Origin of the sequence: Streptacidiphilus alkalitolerans, from assembly GCF_042511045.1 — a bacterium.
GTDB classification, from domain to species: domain Bacteria; phylum Actinomycetota; class Actinomycetes; order Streptomycetales; family Streptomycetaceae; genus Streptacidiphilus; species Streptacidiphilus alkalitolerans.
Genome location: NZ_JBHEZX010000003.1, coordinates 466,275 through 487,163, shown reverse-complemented (window position 1 = coordinate 487,163; position 20,889 = coordinate 466,275). Strand labels below are relative to the sequence as shown.

At 71.0% G+C, this 20,889-nt stretch carries 19 protein-coding genes and 1 riboswitch; of the genes, 13 read left to right on the top strand and 6 right to left on the bottom strand.

Going from position 1 to position 20,889, the window contains the following annotated elements; genetic code table 11:
• Window positions 1-15 precede the first annotated feature (15 nt).
• Window positions 16-588, bottom strand: a complete 573-nt coding sequence (locus tag ACEZDG_RS08985; RefSeq protein ID WP_380505077.1) for a flavin reductase family protein — start codon at window positions 586-588, stop codon at window positions 16-18.
• 439 nt (window positions 589-1,027) lie between these two features.
• Here ACEZDG_RS08985 and ACEZDG_RS08980 point away from each other — a divergent pair, with 439 nt between their 5' ends.
• Both ACEZDG_RS08980 and ACEZDG_RS08975 read left to right on the top strand, forming a co-directional pair.
• On the top strand, window positions 1,028-2,836 hold the full coding sequence (locus tag ACEZDG_RS08980; protein WP_380505074.1) for a diguanylate cyclase domain-containing protein: 1,809 nt from the start codon (window positions 1,028-1,030) through the stop codon (window positions 2,834-2,836).
• Window positions 2,837-2,956: 120 nt separating this feature from the next.
• Window positions 2,957-4,042, top strand: a complete 1,086-nt coding sequence (locus tag ACEZDG_RS08975) for a carbohydrate-binding protein (RefSeq protein ID WP_380505072.1) — start codon at window positions 2,957-2,959, stop codon at window positions 4,040-4,042.
• Between the two features lie 85 nt (window positions 4,043-4,127).
• Here ACEZDG_RS08975 and nagA read toward each other — a convergent pair whose 3' ends face one another.
• Together nagA and ACEZDG_RS08965 are read right to left on the bottom strand one after the other, a co-directional pair.
• Window positions 4,128-5,324: an N-acetylglucosamine-6-phosphate deacetylase gene (gene nagA, locus ACEZDG_RS08970; RefSeq protein ID WP_380505070.1), complete on the bottom strand. Its 1,197-nt coding sequence runs from the start codon at window positions 5,322-5,324 to the stop codon at window positions 4,128-4,130.
• Window positions 5,321-6,265 carry an ROK family protein gene (locus ACEZDG_RS08965; RefSeq protein ID WP_380505067.1) on the bottom strand — a complete coding sequence of 315 codons (945 nt, stop codon included), beginning with the start codon at window positions 6,263-6,265 and terminating at the stop codon, window positions 5,321-5,323. Before ACEZDG_RS08965 ends, nagA begins: the two co-directional genes overlap by 4 nt.
• 594 nt (window positions 6,266-6,859) lie before the next feature.
• On the opposite strand from ACEZDG_RS08965, the gene ACEZDG_RS08960 reads away from it, so the two are divergent.
• The 3 genes from ACEZDG_RS08960 to ACEZDG_RS08950 all read left to right on the top strand — a co-directional run bounded on the left by ACEZDG_RS08960 (window position 6,860) and on the right by ACEZDG_RS08950 (window position 10,037).
• Window positions 6,860-8,089 carry an extracellular solute-binding protein gene (locus tag ACEZDG_RS08960; RefSeq protein ID WP_380505064.1) on the top strand — a complete coding sequence of 410 codons (1,230 nt, stop codon included), beginning with the start codon at window positions 6,860-6,862 and terminating at the stop codon, window positions 8,087-8,089.
• A 79-nt stretch (window positions 8,090-8,168) separates the two neighbouring features.
• Window positions 8,169-9,143: a carbohydrate ABC transporter permease gene (locus ACEZDG_RS08955; protein WP_380505061.1), complete on the top strand. Its 975-nt coding sequence runs from the start codon at window positions 8,169-8,171 to the stop codon at window positions 9,141-9,143.
• A gap of 3 nt (window positions 9,144-9,146) precedes the next feature.
• Window positions 9,147-10,037: a carbohydrate ABC transporter permease gene (locus ACEZDG_RS08950; protein WP_380505058.1), complete on the top strand. Its 891-nt coding sequence runs from the start codon at window positions 9,147-9,149 to the stop codon at window positions 10,035-10,037.
• Between the two features lie 55 nt (window positions 10,038-10,092).
• Here ACEZDG_RS08950 and ACEZDG_RS08945 read toward each other — a convergent pair whose 3' ends face one another.
• Window positions 10,093-10,443, bottom strand: a complete 351-nt coding sequence (locus ACEZDG_RS08945; RefSeq protein ID WP_380505055.1) for a cupin domain-containing protein — start codon at window positions 10,441-10,443, stop codon at window positions 10,093-10,095.
• On the opposite strand from ACEZDG_RS08945, the gene ACEZDG_RS08940 reads away from it, so the two are divergent.
• The 5 genes from ACEZDG_RS08940 (at window position 10,414) to ACEZDG_RS08920 (ending at window position 15,779) form a co-directional block, all read left to right on the top strand.
• Window positions 10,414-12,027: a tetratricopeptide repeat protein gene (locus ACEZDG_RS08940; RefSeq protein WP_380505052.1), complete on the top strand. Its 1,614-nt coding sequence runs from the start codon at window positions 10,414-10,416 to the stop codon at window positions 12,025-12,027. The genes ACEZDG_RS08945 and ACEZDG_RS08940 overlap by 30 nt on opposite strands.
• Window positions 12,028-12,059: 32 nt before the next feature.
• Window positions 12,060-12,347, top strand: a complete 288-nt coding sequence (locus tag ACEZDG_RS08935) for a DUF3263 domain-containing protein (protein WP_380505049.1) — start codon at window positions 12,060-12,062, stop codon at window positions 12,345-12,347.
• A 46-nt stretch (window positions 12,348-12,393) separates the two neighbouring features.
• A complete protein-coding gene (gene otsB / locus ACEZDG_RS08930; protein ID WP_380505046.1) occupies window positions 12,394-13,236 on the top strand; it encodes a trehalose-phosphatase in 843 nt (280 codons plus the stop codon).
• Window positions 13,237-13,422: 186 nt separating this feature from the next.
• The gene (locus ACEZDG_RS08925; protein WP_380505043.1) at window positions 13,423-15,030 is read left to right on the top strand and encodes a serine/threonine-protein kinase; all 1,608 of its coding nucleotides are present in this window, start codon (window positions 13,423-13,425) and stop codon (window positions 15,028-15,030) included.
• A complete protein-coding gene (locus tag ACEZDG_RS08920; protein WP_380505040.1) occupies window positions 15,027-15,779 on the top strand; it encodes a hypothetical protein in 753 nt (250 codons plus the stop codon). The genes ACEZDG_RS08925 and ACEZDG_RS08920 overlap by 4 nt, the downstream gene beginning before the upstream one ends.
• 9 nt (window positions 15,780-15,788) lie before the next feature.
• Here the strand turns inward: ACEZDG_RS08920 and ACEZDG_RS08915 are convergent, their stop codons facing one another.
• Window positions 15,789-17,219: an alpha,alpha-trehalose-phosphate synthase (UDP-forming) gene (locus tag ACEZDG_RS08915; RefSeq protein WP_380505037.1), complete on the bottom strand. Its 1,431-nt coding sequence runs from the start codon at window positions 17,217-17,219 to the stop codon at window positions 15,789-15,791.
• Window positions 17,220-17,249: 30 nt separating this feature from the next.
• Window positions 17,250-18,215: a glucosyl-3-phosphoglycerate synthase gene (locus tag ACEZDG_RS08910; protein ID WP_380505034.1), complete on the bottom strand. Its 966-nt coding sequence runs from the start codon at window positions 18,213-18,215 to the stop codon at window positions 17,250-17,252.
• 168 nt (window positions 18,216-18,383) lie between these two features.
• Window positions 18,384-18,518: riboswitch (SAM riboswitch) on the top strand.
• On the opposite strand from ACEZDG_RS08910, the gene thrC reads away from it, so the two are divergent.
• The 3 genes from thrC (at window position 18,512) to ACEZDG_RS08895 (ending at window position 20,723) form a co-directional block, all read left to right on the top strand.
• A complete protein-coding gene (gene thrC, locus ACEZDG_RS08905) occupies window positions 18,512-19,807 on the top strand; it encodes a threonine synthase (protein WP_380505031.1) in 1,296 nt (431 codons plus the stop codon). Its footprint overlaps the riboswitch before it by 7 nt.
• Window positions 19,804-20,079: a MoaD/ThiS family protein gene (locus tag ACEZDG_RS08900; protein WP_380505027.1), complete on the top strand. Its 276-nt coding sequence runs from the start codon at window positions 19,804-19,806 to the stop codon at window positions 20,077-20,079. Before thrC ends, ACEZDG_RS08900 begins: the two co-directional genes overlap by 4 nt.
• Before the next feature lie 443 nt (window positions 20,080-20,522).
• Window positions 20,523-20,723 (top strand): cold-shock protein, encoded by a 201-nt coding sequence (locus tag ACEZDG_RS08895; protein ID WP_030255564.1) that lies wholly within the window; start codon window positions 20,523-20,525, stop codon window positions 20,721-20,723.
• Window positions 20,724-20,889 lie beyond the last annotated feature (166 nt).

The window sequence follows — 20,889 nt, the reverse complement described above, 5'->3', positions numbered from 1 at the left end:
CCGACCGGTCCGGGTTCAGCCCAACTGCCGGTACTGGCCCCGGAAGTAGAGCAGCGGGCCGCCGTCGTCGGCGGACACCCTGGCCGAGAGCACCCGGCCGATCAGCAGCACGTGGTCCCCGGCGGATATCCGCTGCTCGGTGCGGCACTCCACGGTCGCCAGCGCCCCGTCCACCAGCGGCGCCCCGGACGCCTCGCCGCGCCGGTGCGGCAGGTCGGCGAACAGCAGCCGGTCGCTGACCCGGCCCTTCATCGCGAAGCGCGCCGCCGTGGTGCGCTGGTCGGCGCCGAGCACGGAGACCGCCCAGCGGTCGATCCGGGTCAGCGCCTCCTCCATCCGGGAGTCCTCGCGGACCGAGACCAGCACCAGCGGCGGGTCCAGCGAGACCGAGAGGAACGCGGTCGCGGTCATCCCCATGTCCTCGCCGCGGGGGCCGTCCTCGGGGTCGTGGGCGGTCAGCAGCACCACCCCGGAGGCCAGGTGGCCGAGGGCCGCCCTGAACTCCTCGGGGGTCGCCTGGAGGACCGCCGTCGGGGCGGCCGGGCCGGTGCTGGAACTGCTGGCGGAGGGATGCGCGGCGTTGTACACGTAACGCACGGTATCTTCGCCCGGCGGCCGACCGCATCGGGCCACAGGTGTATACCTGCCCACATCGCTGGTCGTAGGCGGGGCCTTGGCGTCGGGAAGTGTGGGAACTGGGGTCCATCTGTGGCCGAAACGCGAATTTTCGCCCCGAGGGGTGAACGCATCGGAGCGGAGGGCACGATGATGACTTCAGTTCTTGGCGCCCGAGGCCGCGGTGGCAAGCCCGCCTTGGGAGGGGATTGGCAGGGTTTGCCCCGGATGAACTGGTTATCAGAGCTGATCAGTTGTGTGAGTTGGGTCACAAGTGGCGTCCATTTGCTGACCCAGCGTGCCTATTGGTGTGCTCCCTGTGATTCAGTTTGTTTGGCAATCGGACGATAGGCATGACTGGAATCGCGGATCTGCCGCTGTCACGGAGCCGCTGTCACGGAGGGAGTGCGTGATGGACCCCGAGTCGGAGCCCTATGTCCGTCTCGCCACCCTGCGCACGCTGCACCGGGTCGTGGCGGACCTCAACGCCGCGCGCAGCCTGGCCGGAACGCTGCAGGCCGTGGTCGAGGGCGCGGTCATCGGCCTCGGCTTCGAGAGCGCGGTGGTCAACCTGGTCCGTCCGGACGGCGACCTGGTCGTGGCCGCGGTCTGGACCGAGGGCAAGCACGGCACCGCGGGCGGATCCGGCGGCCAGGGTGCACCGGCCGGACAGAACGCATGGGACGACAACGGCGAACCGGCGGGTGAGGCCGAGTACGGCATCGACGGGCTGCTCGGCCAGATCGGCTCCCGCGAGTCCTGGAACCGGCTGCTCAACGTCGGCGAGGTCTGGGGCTCGCTGGTCTTCGTCCCGCACGAGCGCAGCTGGGCCCGCTCCGCGGACCTGCCGAGCTGGAACGGCGGCAGCGGCCACGCCGAGCTCTCCCCGGCCGCGGGCCCGCACGTGGTCCCCTGGCACCCCGACGACATCCTGCTCGCGCCGATGTACAGCCTCGGCGGCGAACTGCTCGGTGTGCTCTCGGTGGACCGCCCGCGCAGCGGACGCAGACCCGGCCAGTGGACCCGTGAGTCGCTGGAGATGTTCAGCCAGCAGGCCGGGATAGCCATCGGCAATGCCCGGTTGCGGGCCGAGATGCAGCGGGCCCTGGTCCGGCTGGAGCGCGAGCAGCACACCCTGCGCGCCAGCGAGGAGAGTTTCAGACAAGCGTTCGAGTATGCCCCCAGTGGGATGGCGATCACCGAACTGCACGGCGCCCAGCGCGGCAAGCTCACCCGGGTCAACGACGCCCTCTGCCGGCTGCTCGGCCGCCCCCGCACCTCCCTGCAGCGGCAGAGCTTCGAGGACCTGGTGCACCCCGAGGACGAGGGGCTGCTGCGCCGGGTCTCGGCCGAGAACGGCCGGGCCGAGGTGCGGCTGGCCCGCCGCGACGGCGGCTACCTCTGGGTCTACCTGCGGAACTCGGTGGTCGCCGACACCGAGGAGGGGGCCCGCTTCCTGCTCACCCACATCGAGGACATCGAGGACCGCAAGCGGCACGAGCTCCAGCTCGCGCACCGGGCCAGCCACGACGCGCTGACCGGGCTGCCGAACGCGGCCGAGCTGCGGACCAGGCTGACGCTGCGGCTCTGCGAGCACCCGCAGGGCGGCCAGGAGCGGCAGGCGGTCACCGCCGGGGCCGGCGGCGGCCCCGGGGCGCTGGGGACCTTCGCCGGCGACGCCCACGGCTACCAGCCGGCGCTGCACGGCGGCGGCTCCTACGACGGCGGCTTCGACCACGTCCACGCGGTGCTGCCGGACGACCCGGCCGCCGAGGGGCGCGGCGGGCGCGGCCTGGCGGTGCTGTTCTGCGACCTGGACGGTTTCAAGTCCATCAATGACCGTTTCGGCCACAATGCGGGCGACGCGGTGCTGATCGAGGTGGCCCGGCGGCTGCAGCACGTGGTCCGCGAGGGGGACACGGTGGCCCGGCTCGGCGGCGACGAGTTCGTGGTGCTGGCCGACGGCGTGGGCCGGGACGAGGCCAAGGACCTGGCCGGACGGCTGCGGACGGCGATCATCCCGCCGATGCGGGTGGACGGCCGCGCGGTGCGGGTCGGGGTCAGCCTGGGCATCGGCTGGGCCGGCTGCGGAATGTCCATCGACGAGGTGCTGCACACCGCCGACGAGCGGATGTACCTGGAGAAGCGGGCCAGGGCCGGCGCCTCCGGCGGCGGCCGTCCGCCCGGCAACGGCAACCGTTCGCACCGCAGGGCGGGCTGACCGGCGGTTCCTGGCGGGCTCCTGCCGTACGTACCTGAGTGTCGCCCGAGCCAGGTAGTGTGCTGGGGATAGATGTGTCCGCCGGATGAGTCCGACCGGGTGCGGCACAGGCAAATGATCATGTACGTTGACCTTCCTCCGCCCGTGCGGGAGCGGACGGTCTTCCACCCCTGGGGAGTTGAGATCTCGATGTCGCCCGAGAACCACGGCGTGCCCGAGGACGACGACCCGTTCGCCTACCTCTACCGGGGGGACGGCGCGGACGGCGCGTCGGGGCAGACGCCGGAGACCGCCCCGCTGCCGGGCGTCCCGCGTACCTCGTACCACCAGGCGACCCAGGTCGGCCGGACCCAGTACGGCCAGCCGCAGCAGCAGGCCCAGCAGGCCCCGCCCGGCTACCAGGCGCAGCCCCGGCTGCCGCACCAGGACCAGCCGACGGCGCAGTACCGCGCAGGCGAGCCCTCGTACCAGTCCTCCCCGTACAAGGCCGCGCCCGCGGCCGCGCCGACCCCGCCGCCGGGCGGCGGCCGGGCCGGGGCCCGGGCCGGCGGCAGCGGCGGACGCGGCGGCAGCCGCGGGGTGATGTTCGGCGCGATCGCGGTGGGCATCGCGGTCGTGGTCATCATCGCCGTGGTGGCGTTCAACAGCGGACCGGACAAGTCCAACAAGGCCGGCGCCGGCAGCAGCAGCTCGGCGCCCGCGGTGGCGCCCCCGGCGACCTCGGCCTCGGACACCCCCTCGGTCGCGCCGACCACCGGAACCGTCGACCCGGTGGACGCCGGGACGATGGTGATGACCGGCGGGGCCAAGACCAACACCGACCACAAGGGCGCGCTGAGCGCGGGCGGCAGCTTCGTCGACGGGATGACCACCCCCGGCGCCACGGTCACCTGGACCGTCAACGCACCCGCCGCCGGCAGCTACTTCCTCTGGGTCCGCTACGCCAACGCGACCGGCAAGGACTCCGGCGCCACCGTGACGGTCAACCAGAAGACCTCCGGGGCCCGCACCATAGGGCTCAAGGACTACGGCAGCAAGGGCAGTTGGGACTCCTGGTTCAGCTCCTACAGCGGGGTGACGCTGCAGAAGGGCCAGAACACCATCGCGGTGAGCTGCACCGCCGCCGCGGCCTGCAACTTCAACCTGGACCAGATGGCGCTGACCCCGCCCACGGACTCCAGCAGCCGCCCCAGCGCCTGGAAGTAGCGCGCGGGAGCCTGCCTGAACAGCAGCGGCCCGGTGACGGATGATCCTCCGTCACCGGGCCGTTCGCGTGCGCCGGTTCACCCGGTCAGACCGAGGCGGGCACCTGGAACACCTCGGCGCCGACGATCCACTCGCCCTTGCGCATCACCGCGACCAGCTGGTGGGCGTCGTCCAGGACCACCAGGTCCGCGTCCTTGCCGGCCTCGATCGAGCCGACCTTGTCGTCCAGGCCGAGCAGCTTCGCCGGGTTCAGCGACAGCACCTGCGCGGCGCGGACCAGGGACAGGCCGTTCAGGGTCACCGCGCGGCGGAAGGCCACGTCCAGGGTGAGCGTGCTGCCGGCGATGGAGCCGCCCTCGACCAGCCGGGCCACCCCGTCCTCGACCCGCACCTGCAGCGGGCCCAGCGGGTAGAGGCCGTCGCCGAAGCCGGCCGCCGACATGGCGTCGGTGATCAGCGCGACCCGGTCGAGGCCCGCGCCCTTGATGGCGAGGTCGATCACGGCCGGGTGCAGGTGCACCCCGTCGCCGACCAGCTCGACGGTGACCCGCTCGTCCTCCAGCAGCGCCACGATCGGTCCCGGCGCGCGGTGGGCGATGCCGGGCATGGCGTTGAAGAGGTGGGTGGCCACGGTCGCGCCGGCCTCGATCCCCTCCAGGGCCTTGTCGTAGCGGGCGTCGGTGTGGCCGATCGCCGCGATCACGCCCAGCTCCTTGAGCAGCCGGATCGACTCGATGCCGCCGTCCAGCTCGGGGGCCAGGGTGACCATCCTGGCGGTGCCGCGGGCGGCGTCCACCAGCTTGCGGACCAGCGCCGGGTCCGGGTCGCGCAGCAGGTCGGGCTGGTGCGCGCCGCAGCGGTTGATGCTGATGAACGGGCCCTCGAAGTGCACCCCGGCCAGCACCCCGTCCTCGACCAGCTCGCTGAGCACCGACGCCTGCCGGCAGACCTCGTCGATCTCCCCGGTGACGGTGCTGGCGATGGTCGTGGTGGTGCCGTGCCGCAGGTGGGTCCTGGCCGCGACCAGGGCCTCCTCGGCGACGCCGGAGGCGTAGGAGGCGCCGCCGCCGCCGTGCACATGCATGTCGACGAAGCCGGGGACGACGGTGTAGCCGCTCAGGTCGAGCGGCGGGGCTGCTCCGACCGGGGGAGTGGTGCTGGCGTCGGCCGCCACGGCCTCGGCGATGCGGCCGTTCTCGACGGTCAGCCGTCCGTTGTCGACGACGCCGGTGGGCAGGACGAGCCTGGCCCCGGCCAGCACAGTGCGGTCCGCGTTGCTCACGCGGTCACCTCCAGTGAGAGCAGATCCCAGGCGAGCAGCCCTGCGCCCAGGCATCCGGCGGTGTCTTTGAGCATCGCCGGTACGAGCACGGGCGGCACCTGGAACGTGATCCGTTCCTGGACCGCTTCGCGCAGGGGTGTGAACAGGGTGTCACCGGCTTCGGCGAGGCCGCCACCGATGATCACTGTCCGCGGGTCGAGCAGGCTCTGGGCGAAGACGATCCCGTCGGCCAGAGCGGCGACCGCCTCGGACCAGACCTCGATCGCCCGCTTGTCCCCGGCCTCGACCGCGCGGGCGCAGTCGGCGCCGTCGGCGTCGGGGTCTCCGCTGGCCTCGGCCCAGGCCCGGGACACGGCCGAGGCCGAGGCCACGGTCTCCAGGCAGCCGCGGGCTCCGCAGCCGCAGTCCCGTCCGCCGGGGCGGACGATCACGTGCCCGATCTCGCCGGCGTTGCCGTGCGCCCCGGCCTCGATCCGCCCGTCGATCCCGATGCCGCCGGCGATGCCGGTGCCCAGGGCGACGAAGAGGAAGCGGTCGACGCCCTGCCCCGCGCCGATCCTGGCCTCGGCCAGGGCCCCGGTGCGGACGTCGTGCCCGAGCGCGACCGGCAGTGCCTCCCCGTGGTCGGAGAGACGGGTGCTGAGCAGCTGCCGCATCGGCAGGTCGCGCCAGCCCAGGTTGGCGGAGAACACGGCGATGCCGTGCTCCGCGTCGATGGTGCCGGGCACGGCGACGCCGGCCGCCGAGGCGGCCGTGCCGTAGCGGCGCAGGCCCTCGTCGCGCAGGTGCGCGGCGAAGTCCAGGATCGCCGCGACGACCGCGTCGGTCCCGTGCTCCCTGCCGGTCGAACGGCGCTCCACATGCAGGAGGGCGCCGTCCTGGGCGACGAGTGCGGCTTTCATGCCGGTCCCGCCGACATCGAGTGCGATGACGTGCTTCACGGGGGACAGTCTCCCTGTACGAGGGAGCAGAGGTCTAGTCCAGTTTGCGGATTGGTCTGGTCCAGGGGCAGAAGGGCTGCTCGGCGGGGGTAATGGGCAGATTTGTCGCCACTCGACTACGCACCGTGACAGTGCGCTGAGCTGCGGTGATGCCAAATAGGGCGGCCCTGTGGTCTAGACCAAGTGGAACCGCAGGTCACCGGCCCCTCGATTCCGCAAGGGTGTTCCAGAAAATTCACCACAAGAACCTTTCTCCTCGTTACTTTTCGACACCTGGCCGTCTGTCAACAGGGTTCCGGTGATGGAAAATCAAGCGATATGTCCGAATAGTCGTTGCGCAGGGTGCAACGAAGTCCAGCTATTCGGTAAATGGTGTAGACCTCTTGAGCGGGACGCGGACAGACTGGCGCCCATAGCGGGGACGGCAGGTCTTCCAGTCGGAGTGGGGCGGGTTCACTTACGCCATCCGGTGGTTGCTGCCGACCTGGGACTCACATTCGGACCCGGCCAGGACCGGGTTCGCATCTGCGAAGGCGGTAGTTCTTAGTGAAGCGTCGTGTGCTTGCCCTCTCTGCAATCGGTGTCGCGGGCGTCATGGCCCTGACTGCCTGCGGCAGCTCTTCCTCCTCCAAGCCCGCCGCCTCCTCCTCGGGCGGCGGCAGCACCACCATCAAGCTCCTCGCGGCCGACTACGGCACCGCCGGTGGCCCGGACAGCTCGCAGACCTACTGGCAGGGCATCGCCGACGCCTTCCACGCGGCCAACCCGACGATCACCGTCAAGGTGCAGACGATCGCCTGGGACAACTGGAGCCAGGTCCAGACCCTGATCCAGAACAAGCAGTACCCGGACATCCTCGAGGGCGACGCCCCCCAGGAGCTCGCCGCCAACGGCCTGCTGTACCCGCTGACCGACGTGATGTCCGCCAGCACCATCAGCAACCTGATCCCGGTGTTCGCCAAGCAGGAGGACGACGCCAACGGCACCGCCTACGGCGCCCCGTTCACCACCAGCGCCCGCGCGCTGTTCTACAACAAGAAGCTCTTCGCCGCCGCCAAGATCGCCGCCCCGCCGACCACCTGGGCCGACCTGCAGGCCGACGCCGCGAAGATCAAGGCGCTCGGCAACGGCACCATCGGCTACGGCCTGCCGCTGGGCTCCGAGGAGGCGCAGGCCGAGTCCTACATCTGGATGCTGGGCAACGGCGGCGGCTACGTCGACGACTCGGGCAAGTACGCGATCAACTCGCCCGCCAACATCGAGACCTTCAACTTCCTGACCAGCCTGGTCAAGGCCGGGGACACCCAGCCCAGCCCGGCCACCACCAACCGCCAGACCATCTGGGACGACTTCGCGGCCGGCCAGGTCGGCATGGCCGGCGGCTCCGGCGCGCTCATCGGCGGCATCACCAAGGCCGGCAAGCTGACGGCCGCGGACTGGGGCGTCACCACGATGCCCGGCAAGTCCGGCCCGCTGACCAAGTCGCTCGCCGTCCACGACGACATCACCGCGTTCAAGGCCGGCGGCCACGCGGCCGAGATCAAGAAGTTCCTGGACTTCGCGTACTCCGACAAGTACCAGATCCAGTTCGACAACGAGTACAACCTGCTCCCGGCCACTACCTCCGCGTCGACCGCGATCTCCGCGAGCAACCCGGTCGCGGCCGGCTTCCTGGCCACCGTCCCCAACGCCGTGGTCTACCCCAACCAGACCAACTGGAACAGCCTCTCCGCGCTGGTCAAGAAGGACATCGGCACCGCTGCGCAGGGCACCAGCCCGGCCACTGTTCTGGGCGACCTTCAGAAGTCCGCCACCAGCAACTAGTTGATCCGCACTGCTGACGGCCGGCGCAGCGAGTAGGTTTCGCTGCGCCGGCCTCCGGCGCGCACCGATGGAGAAGACCATGACCCAAACGACTCATGCCGACGCGCCGGGTGCGGCGCCCGGTCCGGGCACGGCGCCGGCGGCGTCGGGTTCCCGGTTGGGCCCACTGCGGCGGGTGGGGCGGGCCCTTGAGCCGCTGCCCTGGATCGCGCCGGCCACCGGCCTGATCCTGTTCGTGGTGATCTGGCCGGTCATCGCGATGTTCCAGACCTCCCGGAGGCACTTCGGCTCCCTGGGCGGCGACATGGGCTCGGCGGGCTGGGACAACTTCACCAAGCTGTTCGACGAGTCCGACCTCCCCGGGGTGCTGTTCCGCACCGTCCTCTGGGTGGTCCTGGTCGTCGGGCTGACCCTGCTGGTCTCGCTCGGCATGGCCAACCTGTTCAACAAGGAGTTCCCCGGACGCCGGGTCGCGCGCTGGGCGCTGATCGCCCCCTGGGCCGCGTCCGTGGTGATGACCTCGATCGTGTTCCGCTGGATGCTCGACCCCAGCAACGGCGCGTTCAACGTGCTGCTGCACGACCTGGGCCTGCTGAAGAGCTACAACGCCGGCAACGCCGACTGGCTCGGCAACCCCACCTACGCCTTCGGCTGGGTGATCCTGGTCGGCGTCTTCGTCTCGGTCCCGTTCACCACCTACGCGCTGCTGGCCGGCCTGCAGGCGATCCCGGCCGAGGTGTACGAGGCCGCCAAGCTGGACGGCGCCTCGCCGTTCCGCACCTACCGGTCGGTCACCCTGCCGCTGCTGCGCCCCGCGCTGCTGGTGGCGATCCTCATCAACGTGATGAACGTCTTCAACTCGTTCCCGATCATCTGGGAGATGACCGGCGGCGGCCCCGGCGACGAGACCGCGACCACCACCATCTTCATGTACACCCTGAAGGCGTCGAACATCGGCGAGGCGGCAGCGATGTCGGTCGTCAACTTCGGCTTCATCATCGTGATCGTCCTGCTCTTCCTGCGGGCGTCCAAGTGGAACACCGCGGAGGACTGACAGATGACCACACTGACCGCACCCGCGCCCGCGAAGGCCGGCAAGGCCGGCGGCGGGAAGCGGAAGCCGCCGCGGCTGCGTACCGTCCTGATCGCCGGCAGCGCCTACCTCATCGGCATCGTCTTCCTGCTGCCGTACCTGGAAATGGTGATCACGGCACTTCGGCCCTCCAACGAGCTGAAGGACCGCGACCTCTTCCCGCACCACTTCAGCTTCTCCAGCTTCACCAACGTCTGGTCCGCCGGACAGGGTGACACCGGCCTCGGCACCAACCTCGGGGTCAGCCTGGAGATCTCCATCGGCGCCACCCTGCTGGTGCTGCTGGTCGCGGTGCCCGCCGCGTACTACACCGCCCGGCGCAACTTCCGCGGCAAGGGCCTGTTCCTGCTGCTGGTGCTGATCACCCAGATGTTCCAACCGACCGCGATGATCGTCGGCATCTACCGGCAGTTCCTGCAGTTCAACCTGATCGACTCGGTCTGGTCGCTCATCCTGGTGAACGCCGGGTTCAACATGGCGTTCGCGGTGTGGATCCTCAACGCCTACTTCAGCGCGATCCCCAAGGAGATCGAAGAAGCCGCGATCGTCGACGGCTGCAGCCGGATCGGCGCGATGTTCCGGGTGATCATCCCGCTGGCGATGCCCGGCCTGGTCACCGCGCTGATCTTCACCTTCATCGCCGCCTGGAACGAGTTCATCGTCGCGCTGACGCTGACCACCTCGGTCAACCACCAGCCGCTGACGGTCAAGACCTCCACCTACATCGGCCAGTACTCGACCGACTGGCAGCATCTCTTCGCCAGCTCGGTGATCGCCACCATTCCGGTGATCATCCTGTTCGCGCTGATCGAGGGCAAGGTCGTGTCCGGCCTGACGGCCGGCTCGGTCAAGTAGCCCGGAGACCGGGAGAGGGGCGCCCCGCCGGGGGTGCCCCTCTTCTCGCATGTGGTCAGAGACTGATGTGGTACGCCTTGCGCAGCGTCTCGTGCACGGTCCAGACGGTGCGGTCGCCCTCGCGCAGCACGCAGGCGTCGCCGGGGCCGACGTCGAAGGTGTCGCCGCCCTCGACCGCGATCGTGGCCCGGCCGCTGACCACGACGAACAGCTCATTGGCCTCGGTGTCGGTGACCGTGCCCGGAGTGATCTGCCAGATCCCGCGGATCTGACTCCCGTCCTCGGACTCCCAGAGCACCGCGCCGGAGACCTCGGGCGTCCCCGCCAGGATCTGCGCCGGGTCGAGCGGGTCGGCTTCCAACTCCGCGTCCGGGATGTGTACGGCGAAACTGCTCATGCTGGTCATGGCCTCGACGCTAACCCCCGCGGACGGCGGCGGGGCAGCAGCACTGTGTGTCGTACCCGGCTGCGGGCTTGGCAGTGTGTCGTGGCGGGGGCGCCCAGTTGTGCGGGGTGGTGTGCCGGGTGGACGGGTGCCGGGCACACTGGGGTGTTCACAGGCGGGTCGGTCGGGGGCGGTGCGGTGGCGGACGGGCGGGACTTCTTCATCAGCTATGCGGGGCCTGACGGTGCGTGGGCGCGGTGGGTGGCGTGGCACTTGGAGCAGGCCGGGTACACGGTGGAACTGGCCGAGTGGGACTGGGCGGTGGGCCAGAACTTCGTGGAGAAGATGGGGGAGGCGCTGCGGCGGGCGACCCGGGTGGTGGCGCTGTTCTCACCGGCGTACTTCGAGCCGGGACGCTTCACCAGGGACGAGTGGACCTCGGTCCGGGCGGTGCGGGACCGCGGCAAGGACCGGCTGCTGCCCTTCCGCATCGAGAAGTTCCCGCACGAGCTGGTCCCCGACGACCTGCGGTCGCTGCTGTACCGGGACCTGTTCGACCTCCCGGAGGACCAGGCCCGCGAGGCGCTGCTCGACGCGGTGGCCGGCCCGCGCCGGCCCAACGGCGCCCCGATCTTCCCCGGCCACGGTCGGGCAACCGCCGCCCCCGGCACGGCCCCGGCGCTGCCCTCGACGCCCCCCTCGGCGGCGGGCCCGCCCACGGTGGGCCTCCCGGCGAACGGCGTGGACGCACGGTCGCCGGCCGGCACCGAGCGGGCGCGGGACTTGGCCGAGATCGAGGTCCTGGTCGGACGCGCGGAACGGCACGCGCAGCAGGAGCGCTTCCGCAGCGCGGCGATGCTGTGGGAGGAGGTCGCCGCGGACCGGACCAGGGTGCTGGGCCCCGACCACCCCGACACCCTGGCCAGTCGCTACTGGCACGCCAGATGCCTCGGTATGGCAGGGGAGGCGGCGGAGGCGGTCGAGCTGTCGGCGGGGGTTGCTGCGGATCGTGCCCGGATTCTGGGCCCCGACCACCCCGACACCTTGAACAGTCGTCACAATCACGCCTGGGCGCTCGGTGTGGCGGGGGAGGTGGCGGAGGCGGTCGGGCTGTCGGCGGGGGTTGCTGCGGATCGTGCCCGGATTCTGGGCCCCGACCACCCCGACACCTTGAACAGTCGTCACAATCACGCCTGGGGGCTCGGTGTGGCGGGGGATTTCGCTGAGGCTGCCCGGTTGATGGCGGGGGTTGCTGCGGATCGTGCGCGGGTGCTGGGAGCGGACCACGTCGACACCCTGGCCAGCCGCGACAACCACGCCTGGGTGCTCGGCGAGGCGGGGGATTTCGCTGAGGCTGCCCGGTTGATGGCGGGGGTTGCTGCGGATCACGCGCGGGTGCTGGGCCCCGACCACCCCGACACCCTGGCCAGCCGCGCCAGCCACGCCTGGGCGCTCGGCGAGGCGGGGGATTTCGCTGAGGCTGCCCGACTGATGGCGGGGGTTGCTGCGGATCGTGCCCGGGTTCTGGGAGCGGACCACCCCGACACCTTGCACAGCCGCCGGGTTCACGCTGAGAACAGCAAGCGGGCGGCCGAGGGCGGGTAGAGCGCTGCCTTGCCGCTCCCTCTCGCACTAGCATGCGATTAACGGGAGTGTTCGAACGGCAGGACGACAGGGCGGCGGAAGGGGCAGGGCAGGTGGACGAACTCACGGACCGGGACCGCGCCGTCCTCGCGCTGGAAGCGCGGCAGTGGCGTACCCCGGGGGCGAAGGAGGCGGCGATACGGGAGGAGCTGGGGCTGGCCCCGGTCCGCTACTACCAGCTGCTGAACGGCCTGCTGGACCGGCCTGCCGCGCTGGCCCATGACGCGCTCCTGGTCAACCGGCTGCGACGGTTGCGGGAGGCGCGGCGGGGCAGACGCTGACGGCGGTCGCCGCGCTGTCCACCGTCCACTGCGTAAGGTCGGCTGCATGACCCTGATCGAACCGACGTCCCCCGCCGGCGAAGCCGGTCTCTCCGCGATCCGGAAGAACCCCGCCCGCGCCGTCGCGGCGTTCGACTTCGACGGGACGCTCGCGCCCATCGTGGCCGACCCCGAGCAGGCCAGGGCGCACCCCGGCGTGGTCCCCGCGCTGGCCAGGCTCGCCCCGCGGCTCGCCGCAGTGGTGGTGGTGACCGGACGCCCCGCGGCCACCGCCGTGGAGTACGCCGGCTTCGCCGGGGCGCCCGGCCTGGAGCACCTCACCGTCCTCGGCCACTACGGGCTCGAACGCTGGGACGCCGCGACCGGCGAACTGGGCGCCCCCGCCGAGCACCCCGGCGTCGCCGCGCTGCGGGCCGAACTGCCCGGGCTGCTCGCCACCGCACCGCAGGGGGTCTGGCTGGAGGACAAGGGCCGCGCCCTCGCCGTGCACACCCGCCGCGCCGCCGAGCCCGACGTCGCCCTGGCCGCGCTGGACGCCCCGCTGCGGGCCGCCGCCGCCCGGCACGGGCTGGCCGTGGAACCGGGGCGGATGGTGCTGGAACTGCGGCCCCCCGGCATGGACAAGGGCGTCGCCCTCACCGCGTTCCTGCGCGAGCGCGACGCCGGATCCGTGCTCTTCGCCGGCGACGACCTCGGCGACCTCGCCGCCTACGACGCGGTGGACGCGCTGCGGGCCTCGGCAGGGCTGGACGCCCTGCTGGTCTGCAGCGCCCCGACGACCGGCGAACCCCCGGTCCGTGCCCTCGCCGACCGCGCCGACCTGATCGTCCCCGGCCCCGAGGGCGTGGTGGCTCTGATCAACGCACTGGCCGACGCGCTGGGAGCCTGAGAAGGTACGCACACTGACAATCCGTCAACGAAGGGTGTCTTGTCGGATAACAGTGACATTTCAAGCACCCCGCCGAGACCTCCCAGGCGCTACCTTCCCAATGACACAGGGGGTAGTAGGACGATGGAATGGGTTGTTCCCGGATACCGGCACACGCGGGAGCTCGGCTCGGGTGCGAGCGGGCGTGTGGTTCTGGCGCTGCACGACGAGACCGGTACGGCGGTCGCGATCAAGTACCTCGGGGAGGAGCTCCGCGCCGACGCGGACTTCCTCGAGGAGTTCCGCGCGGAGGCGCGCCTGCTCGGCGACCTGGAGACGCCGTACGTGGTGCGGCTCTGGGAGTACGTGGAGGGGCCCGAGGGCGCCGCCATCGTCATGGAACTGGTGGACGGCATAGCCCTGCGGGCGCTGCTGCGCCAGGCCGGGGCGACCGGCCCGGAGGCGGCGCTGGTCGTCCTCAAGGGCTCGCTGCTCGGGCTGGCGGCAGCGCACGCGATGGGCGTGGTGCACCGCGACTACAAGCCGGAGAACGTGCTGGTCGCGGCTGACGGCTCGTCGAAACTGGTGGACTTCGGCATCGCCGTGAAGACCGGCGACGCGGTCGGCATCGCCGGCACCCCGCCGTACATGGCCCCCGAGCAGTGGGCCGGCGACCCGGCCACGCCGGCGGCGGACGTCTACGCCGCGACGGCCACCTTCTTCGAGTGCCTGACCGGGAAGCGCCCGTATCCGGGCACCGAGTTCGCCGAGCTGGTGGTGCAGCACACCACCGCCCCGATCCCGGACGAGCTCGCGCCCGAGGCGGTCCGCCCGCTGATCCGGCACGGCCTGGCGAAGACCGCCGACGAGCGGCCCAGCAGCGCGGCGGCGTTCGTCGCCGAGCTGGAGTCGGTCGCCGGGGTCGCCTACGGCGAGGACTGGGAGGAGAAGGGCCAGCGCAAGCTCGCCGCGCTGGCGGCGCTGCTCCCGCTGCTGTTCCCCTCCGCGGGGGGCGCCGCGGCGGACGGGTCCACGGCGGTGGCGACCACGGTGCTGGGCGGGGCGGGCGGCCTCGCCAAGAGCGGGGGACGGCTGATCCGCAAGCGGGTGCTGGTGGGCGGGCTGGCCGGCACGGTCGTCCTGGGCCTGCTGCTCGGCGGGGGGTACGCCTCCGGCGCGATAGGCAGTGGCCACACCCACACCAAGACCGTCGCCGACCCGATACCCAGCGCGATCACCTCGTTCACCCCCAGCGGCTCCCCCACCCCGGTGCCGACCCCGACCCCCACCCCCACCCCGACGCCCACCCCGTCGACGACCCCCACCGCGACGGTGACCCCGACGGCAGCGGCAGGCGGCACGACGGGTGGCACGGGCACCACCACCAAGCCCACCACCAAGGCCCCCACCACCAAACCCGCGACGAAGCCCCCGACCACCAAACCCGTGACGAAGTCGCCCACGCCGACACCCAGCAAGACGGTGACGGTCACCCATGTCACCGGGCTCGTCGTGGACGCGTTCTCCGTCAACCCCAACACCTTTGTCGGTACAGCGGTCGCCAATCTCACGACGGACGGCACCGGGCCGGTCACGGTGACGGTCCACTGGTGGGTCAGGGAGGGCGAGGGCGGGCAGAAGGTGCTGAGCACCGAGACCAAGACGCTCTCGGGGAAGACCAGTTACATAAGGGTCGAGTTCACCCCGTTCTCCTTCGCCGGCTACTGCGGCAGCGTCATGGGCATTCAGTTCACGAGCCCCACGACCACCTTGGCTCCGACCGACGACACCAGCGAAGGGTGCATCATCACATGACCCCCGAGGACACACCCCGCGATGCCGTCCCGCCGGACTCCGGCACGTTTCGGCTGAGGCCGCCGCAGCGGCATGCCGCGCCTCCGCCGCCGCCGGACACCTCGACCGTGCAGCTCGGGGGCGGGTACGGCGCCGGCCCGGGCTCCGGGTACGGGACGCCGATGCCGGCGTACGAGGCGACGCCGACGGTGTTCTCGCCGCCGGCGCCGCCGCCCGACGAGCAGCCGCCCGCGGAGAGCCTGATCAGGTTCGGCCCCGGCGTGCCCGACCCCAAGACGGCGCGGACGATGGCCGTCTGGCAGGGCGCGGGCCCGGCCGGCGCTGCCGCCGCCGCGGAGCAGGGCAAGCCGAAGAAGCGCAAGCTGGGCGGGTTCCTGCTGGCCGGTCTGGTCCTGCTGGGCGTCGTCGCGTTCCTGCTGTGGAACCGCTTCGGCACCCCGCTGAGCATCGGCTCGGTCGCGGTCACCGCCAGCCCCGCCGCGCTCACCTGCGACGGGACCGAGGAGGTCAACGCCGTGGTGCACACCAACGGCGGTTCCGGGGTGATCCACTACCGCTGGATCCGCAGCGACGGCAGCAGTGACGGCATGCAGACCAAGACCGTGCCGTCGGGCCTGCACGAGGTGACGCTGCCGCTGCGCTGGACCGTGCAGGGGAACGGCAATCTGCAGGCCACCGCGACGGTGGAGATCACCGAGCCGGGCGCGCACAGCGCCTCGGCAAGCTTCAACTACTCCTGCAGCAAGTAGCCTTCCCGCTCAGCCCCGCTGATCCTCCGTCAGAGCCTGGTACTGCTCCAGGAACCAGGCCGACGGGGGCAGCGCGGTGCTCGCCTCGGCCAGCCGCAGGCAGCGCGCGGCGCGCTCGTCCTCCGGCATGGTCAGGGCGGTGTGCAGGGCCTCGGCGGTGGCGATGATGTCGTACGGGTTGACCACCACGGAGTCGGCGCCCAGTTCCTCGTAGGCGCCGGCCTCGCGGGACAGCACCAGGGCGCAGCCCCGGTCGGTGACCACCGGGACCTCCTTGGCGACCAGGTTCATCCCGTCCCTGATCGGGTTGACCAGGGCGACGTCGGCGAGCCGGTACGCGGCCAGCGACCGCGCGAAGTCGTCGTCCACGTGCAGGATCACCGGCTGCCAGGTGGGGGTGCCGTACTCGTCGTTGATCTCCTGGGCCACCCGCAGCACCGAGGCGGTGTACTCGCGGTACTCCGGCAGGTCGTGCCGCGAGGGGTAGGCGAAGGCGATGTGGACGACCCGGTCCAGCCATTCCGGCCGGGTCCGCAGCAGGTGCCGGTAGGCGTGCAGGCCGCGGACGATGTTCTTGGACAGCTCGGTCCGGTCCACCCGGACCACGGTCTTCCGGTCGCCGACGGCCTCGCGCAGGGTGGCCAGCCGGGAGTCCACGTCCGGACGGTGCGACCGCTCGCGCAGGAAGTCGCCGTCGGCGCCCAGCGGGTGCACGCCGAGCCGGGTGGTCCGGCCCTTGTAGGTGATGGTCAGCGCGTCCCGGTCGACCTCGGCGCCGAGCACGGCCTCGCAGCAGTCGGCGAAGGCCCCGGCCCAGCGCCGGGTGAGGAACCCGGCGCGGTCCGCGCCGAGGATCCCGGCCAGGACGTCCCGGCCCACGTCGTCGGGCAGCAGCCGGTAGTAGTCCGGCGGGGCCCAGGGGGTGTGCGAGAAGTGCCCGATCCGCAGGTCGGGGCGCAGTTCGCGGAGCAGCCGGGGTGTCAGTGACAGGTGGTAGTCCTGGACCAGCACGGTCGCGCCGGGCGCGGCGTTCTCCGCCAGCGCCTCGGCGAAGGCCGTGTTGTACGCCTCGTAGGAGGCCCACTCGCGGCGGAAGGAGCTGCCGAAGACCGGGGTGGTCGGCGTGTTGTAGATGAGGTGGTGCACGAACCAGAGGGTGGAGTTGGCGATGCCGTTGTAGGCGCGGGCGAAGGTGCCCGGGTCGATGTCCAGCATGCGCACGGACGGGTCGTCGAGGCCCTGCCGGGTCGCGGCGCGGTCGCCCTCCGACAGCGCGGCGCAGACCCAGACCGAGTCGACCTCGTCGCCGATGGCGCTGAGCCCCGACACCAGCCCGCCGCCGCCCCGGCGTGGCGTCAGGGTGCCGTCGTCCTCGACCGTGAACGAGATCGGGCCCCGGTTGGAGGCGAGCAGAATCGATGCCGGACTAGCTGTGACCATGATGCTCAGCCTTGCCTGCTCGTGACCGGGTCAAACGTCGTTCGCGGTGAGCGTGACGACGGGTGGCCGGTCGGTGGCCGCGATGTCGGCGGTGCTGGGGGTGAATCCCGCCGCGGTGCGGGTGAACTGGGTGAGTCTGGGCCGGGCCAGGTCGTCCGCGGCCTTGATCCGGTTGCTGCGGGCCAGCCGGTCGAGCGCGGTGAGCTGGATGGCGGCGGCCATCCGGCCGAGCGCCTGCGCGTCCTGGTGCCGGTGGTGCCGGACGCCGACGTCCACCTGGGCCAGGGCGTCGAGGCCGGCCAGTTCCAGCGCGTCCACCAGCAGGCCGAGCTCGACGCCGTAGCCGGTGGCGAAGGGCAGCCGTTCCAGCAGTGAGCGCCGCGCCGCGTACTCGCCGCCGAGCGGCTGGACGAAGCCGGCCAGCAGCGGCCAGTAGAGGTTCAGCAGCGGGCGGGCGACCAGCTCGGTGACCCGGCCGCCGCCGGCCGGGATCACCGTGTCGCCGGTCTCCAGCGGCCGGTCGTACATGGCCTTGACGAAGGCCACCTCGGGTTCGGTGAGCAGCGGCCCGACGATGCCGGAGACGAAGGCGGAGTCGAACTCGCGCAGGTCGGCGTCGATGAAGCAGACGATGTCGCCGCTGGTCGCGAGGAGCGAGCGCCACAGCACCTCGCCCTTGCCGGGCAGCGCGGGCAGCTCGGGGAGTATCGAGTCGCGGTGCACCACCCGGGCCCCGGCCGCGGCGGCGGCCTGCCCGGTGCGGTCGCTGGAGCCGGAGTCGACCACGACCAGTTCGTCCACCAGCGGCACGGCGTCCATCAGGTCGCGGCGGATGGCGGAGACGATTCCGCCGACCGTGGCCTCCTCATCCAGTGCGGGCAGCACGACGCTGACGGTGCTTCCGGTCGCCTCCTTGGCGGCGAGCAGTTCGGGCAGCGAGCGGTCGTCGGCCGCCCAGGAGCGGTGGCGCAGCCAGTCCGCGACCTCGTCAAGCACAGGACTCCTCTGGTGTGGCACGAGCCGTGATGCGCGTCTCGTCTCGCGGACGCCCAGTGATCGCCGACGTCGCTTCGGTTACAGTCTTGGGGATGACAGACGCCCGCCGCACGGCGGACGCACTGCCATCATCACAAATGCGGACCAGGAGCGAACGGTCCGCCATAGAGCTCATCCAGAGGGACTGAGGGAACGGCCCGTTGAAGTCCCGGCAACCCTCCTGCCAGCTACAGCCGTCAAGGCCCTGGTGGGGAAGGTGCCAATTCCGTCCTGCGGCGAAACGCGCCGCGGGGAAGATGAGGAGAGAGGGCCTCGCCATCATGGCTGCTGCAACTGTCACACCCGAGTCTTTCGGTCCCGCCGTCGCCCTGTCCTGCAGGGAGTGCGGTGCGCGGACCCCGCTCGCCCCCGACTTCGCCTGTACCGAGTGCTTCGGGCCCCTCGAGGTGGCCTACGAGCTGCCCAGCGGCGACCCCGAGGCGCTGCGGGCGCAGATCGAGGCGGGCCCGGCGAACATCTGGCGCTACGCCCCGCTGCTGCCGGTCCCGGCCGACGTGGCGACCCGGCCGAACATCAACCCGGGCTGGACCAAGCTGGTCAAGGCCGACAACCTGGCCCGCGAGCTGGGGATCACCGGCGGCCTGTACGTCAAGGACGACTCCGGCAACCCGACCCACTCCTTCAAGGACCGGGTCGTCGCGATCGCGGTCGAGGCCGCCCGCACCTTCGGCTTCACCACCCTCTCCTGCTCCTCCACCGGCAACCTGGCCGGCGCGGTGGGCGCCGCCGCGGCCCGTACCGGGCTGCGCTCCTGCGTGTTCATCCCGCAGGACCTGGAGCAGGGCAAGATCGTGATGGCCGCGGTGTACGGCGGCGAGCTGGTCGGCATCGAGGGCAACTACGACGATGTGAACCGCTTCTGCTCGGAGCTGATCGGCGACCCGGCCGGCGAGGGCTGGGGCTTCGTCAACGTCAACCTGCGCCCGTACTACGGCGAGGGCTCGAAGACCCTGGCGTACGAGATCTGCGAGCAGCTGGGCTGGCGGCTGCCGGACCAGCTGGTGATCCCGATCGCCTCCGGCTCGCAGCTGACGAAGATCGACAAGGGGCTGAAGGAGCTGATCGCGCTCGGCCTGGTCGAGGACAAGCCCTACAAGATCTTCGGGGCCCAGGCCGAGGGCTGCTCGCCGGTCTCGGTCGCCTTCAAGACCGGCCGCGACGTGATCCGCCCGCAGAAGCCGAACACCATCGCCAAGTCGCTGGCGATCGGCAACCCGGCCGACGGCCCCTATGTGCTGGACATCTGCCGCCGTACCGGCGGGGCGGTCGAGGACGTCAACGACGAGCAGGTCGTGGACGCGATCAAGCTGCTGGCGCGGACCGAGGGGATCTTCGCCGAGACCGCGGGCGGGGTTACCGTGGGTGTACTGCAGAAGCTGATCAAGAACGGCCTGCTCGACCCGGCAGCCGAGACCGTGGTCCTGAACACCGGAGACGGTCTGAAGACCCTGGACGCGGTGGAACCCACCACCGGCCTGTCCGCCACCATCCGCCCCACCCTGGACTCCTTCCGAGAGGCTGGCCTCGCATGAGCGTCTCCGTTCGCATCCCGACGATCCTCCGCACCTACACCGGCGGCGCCGCCGAGGTGAAGGCCGAGGGCGCGACCCTCGCCGCCGTCATCGAGGACCTGGAGGCCAACCACACCGGCATCCGCGGCCGGATCCTCGACGACAGCGGCAAGCTGCGGCGTTTCGTCAATGTGTATGTGAACGACGACGACGTGCGCTTCGCGGACGGTCTTGAGACGGTGATCTCCGACGGCGGAGCGGTCTCGATCATTCCCGCCGTCGCCGGTGGCTGAACGAATTAGTTTCACTGCATGACGAAAGCCGGGGCGCCCTTCCCTACCGGGCGGGTGCCCCGGCTTTCGCTTTCCCCCGGTAGGGGTACAGTGGCTTCCGGTTGATGCAGGCTGCGCGGTCGGCGCGGTATTCAAACCTCTTCTCCTTCGGTATCTGTCATCACCTGCAGCCCAGGGGGCTGCTGCGCCCCAAGGGTCCGCCGAGAAATCCTGAAGCGATTTGTCTATCAGGTCCGCTATGTCCGGAGTACTTTGCCTCGCTTTGTTGACATAAGCACCGCAGTGCCCCTTAATATCCCCGAGAATTCTCCGCCGTGCGCCCTGTTGCAGAGGGCGTCTGAGTGGATACATTCAGCGTCGGTCGCGTGTTGCGCAAAGCGTCGGTGCGCGATCCGGTCCGCGGAGTGCGGTCCGTGAAAGGGCCAGTAATAGGGGAGTACGGAATGGCTCAGGGCACCGTCAAGTGGTTCAACGCGGAGAAGGGGTACGGCTTCATCGCGGTCGACGGTGGTGCGGACGTGTTCGTCCACTACAGCGCGATCCAGATGGACGGGTACCGGTCGCTCGAGGAGGGCCAGCGGGTCGAATTCGAGATCTCGCAGGGTCAGAAGGGTCCGCAGGCGGACATGGTCCGCGTGGTGTGACCGCTCCATCGAGCGATCGCTGACAGACCTTCCGGTAGGCCGATACCCCCCTGGGGTAGCGGCCTACCGGCGTTTCCAGTCCCCGTTCCAGGGCATCTGCTTGCACTCAAGGGGTGAGAGTGCTAATCATTGGCGTTAGCACTCTGAGGTAGAGAGTGACAACGGG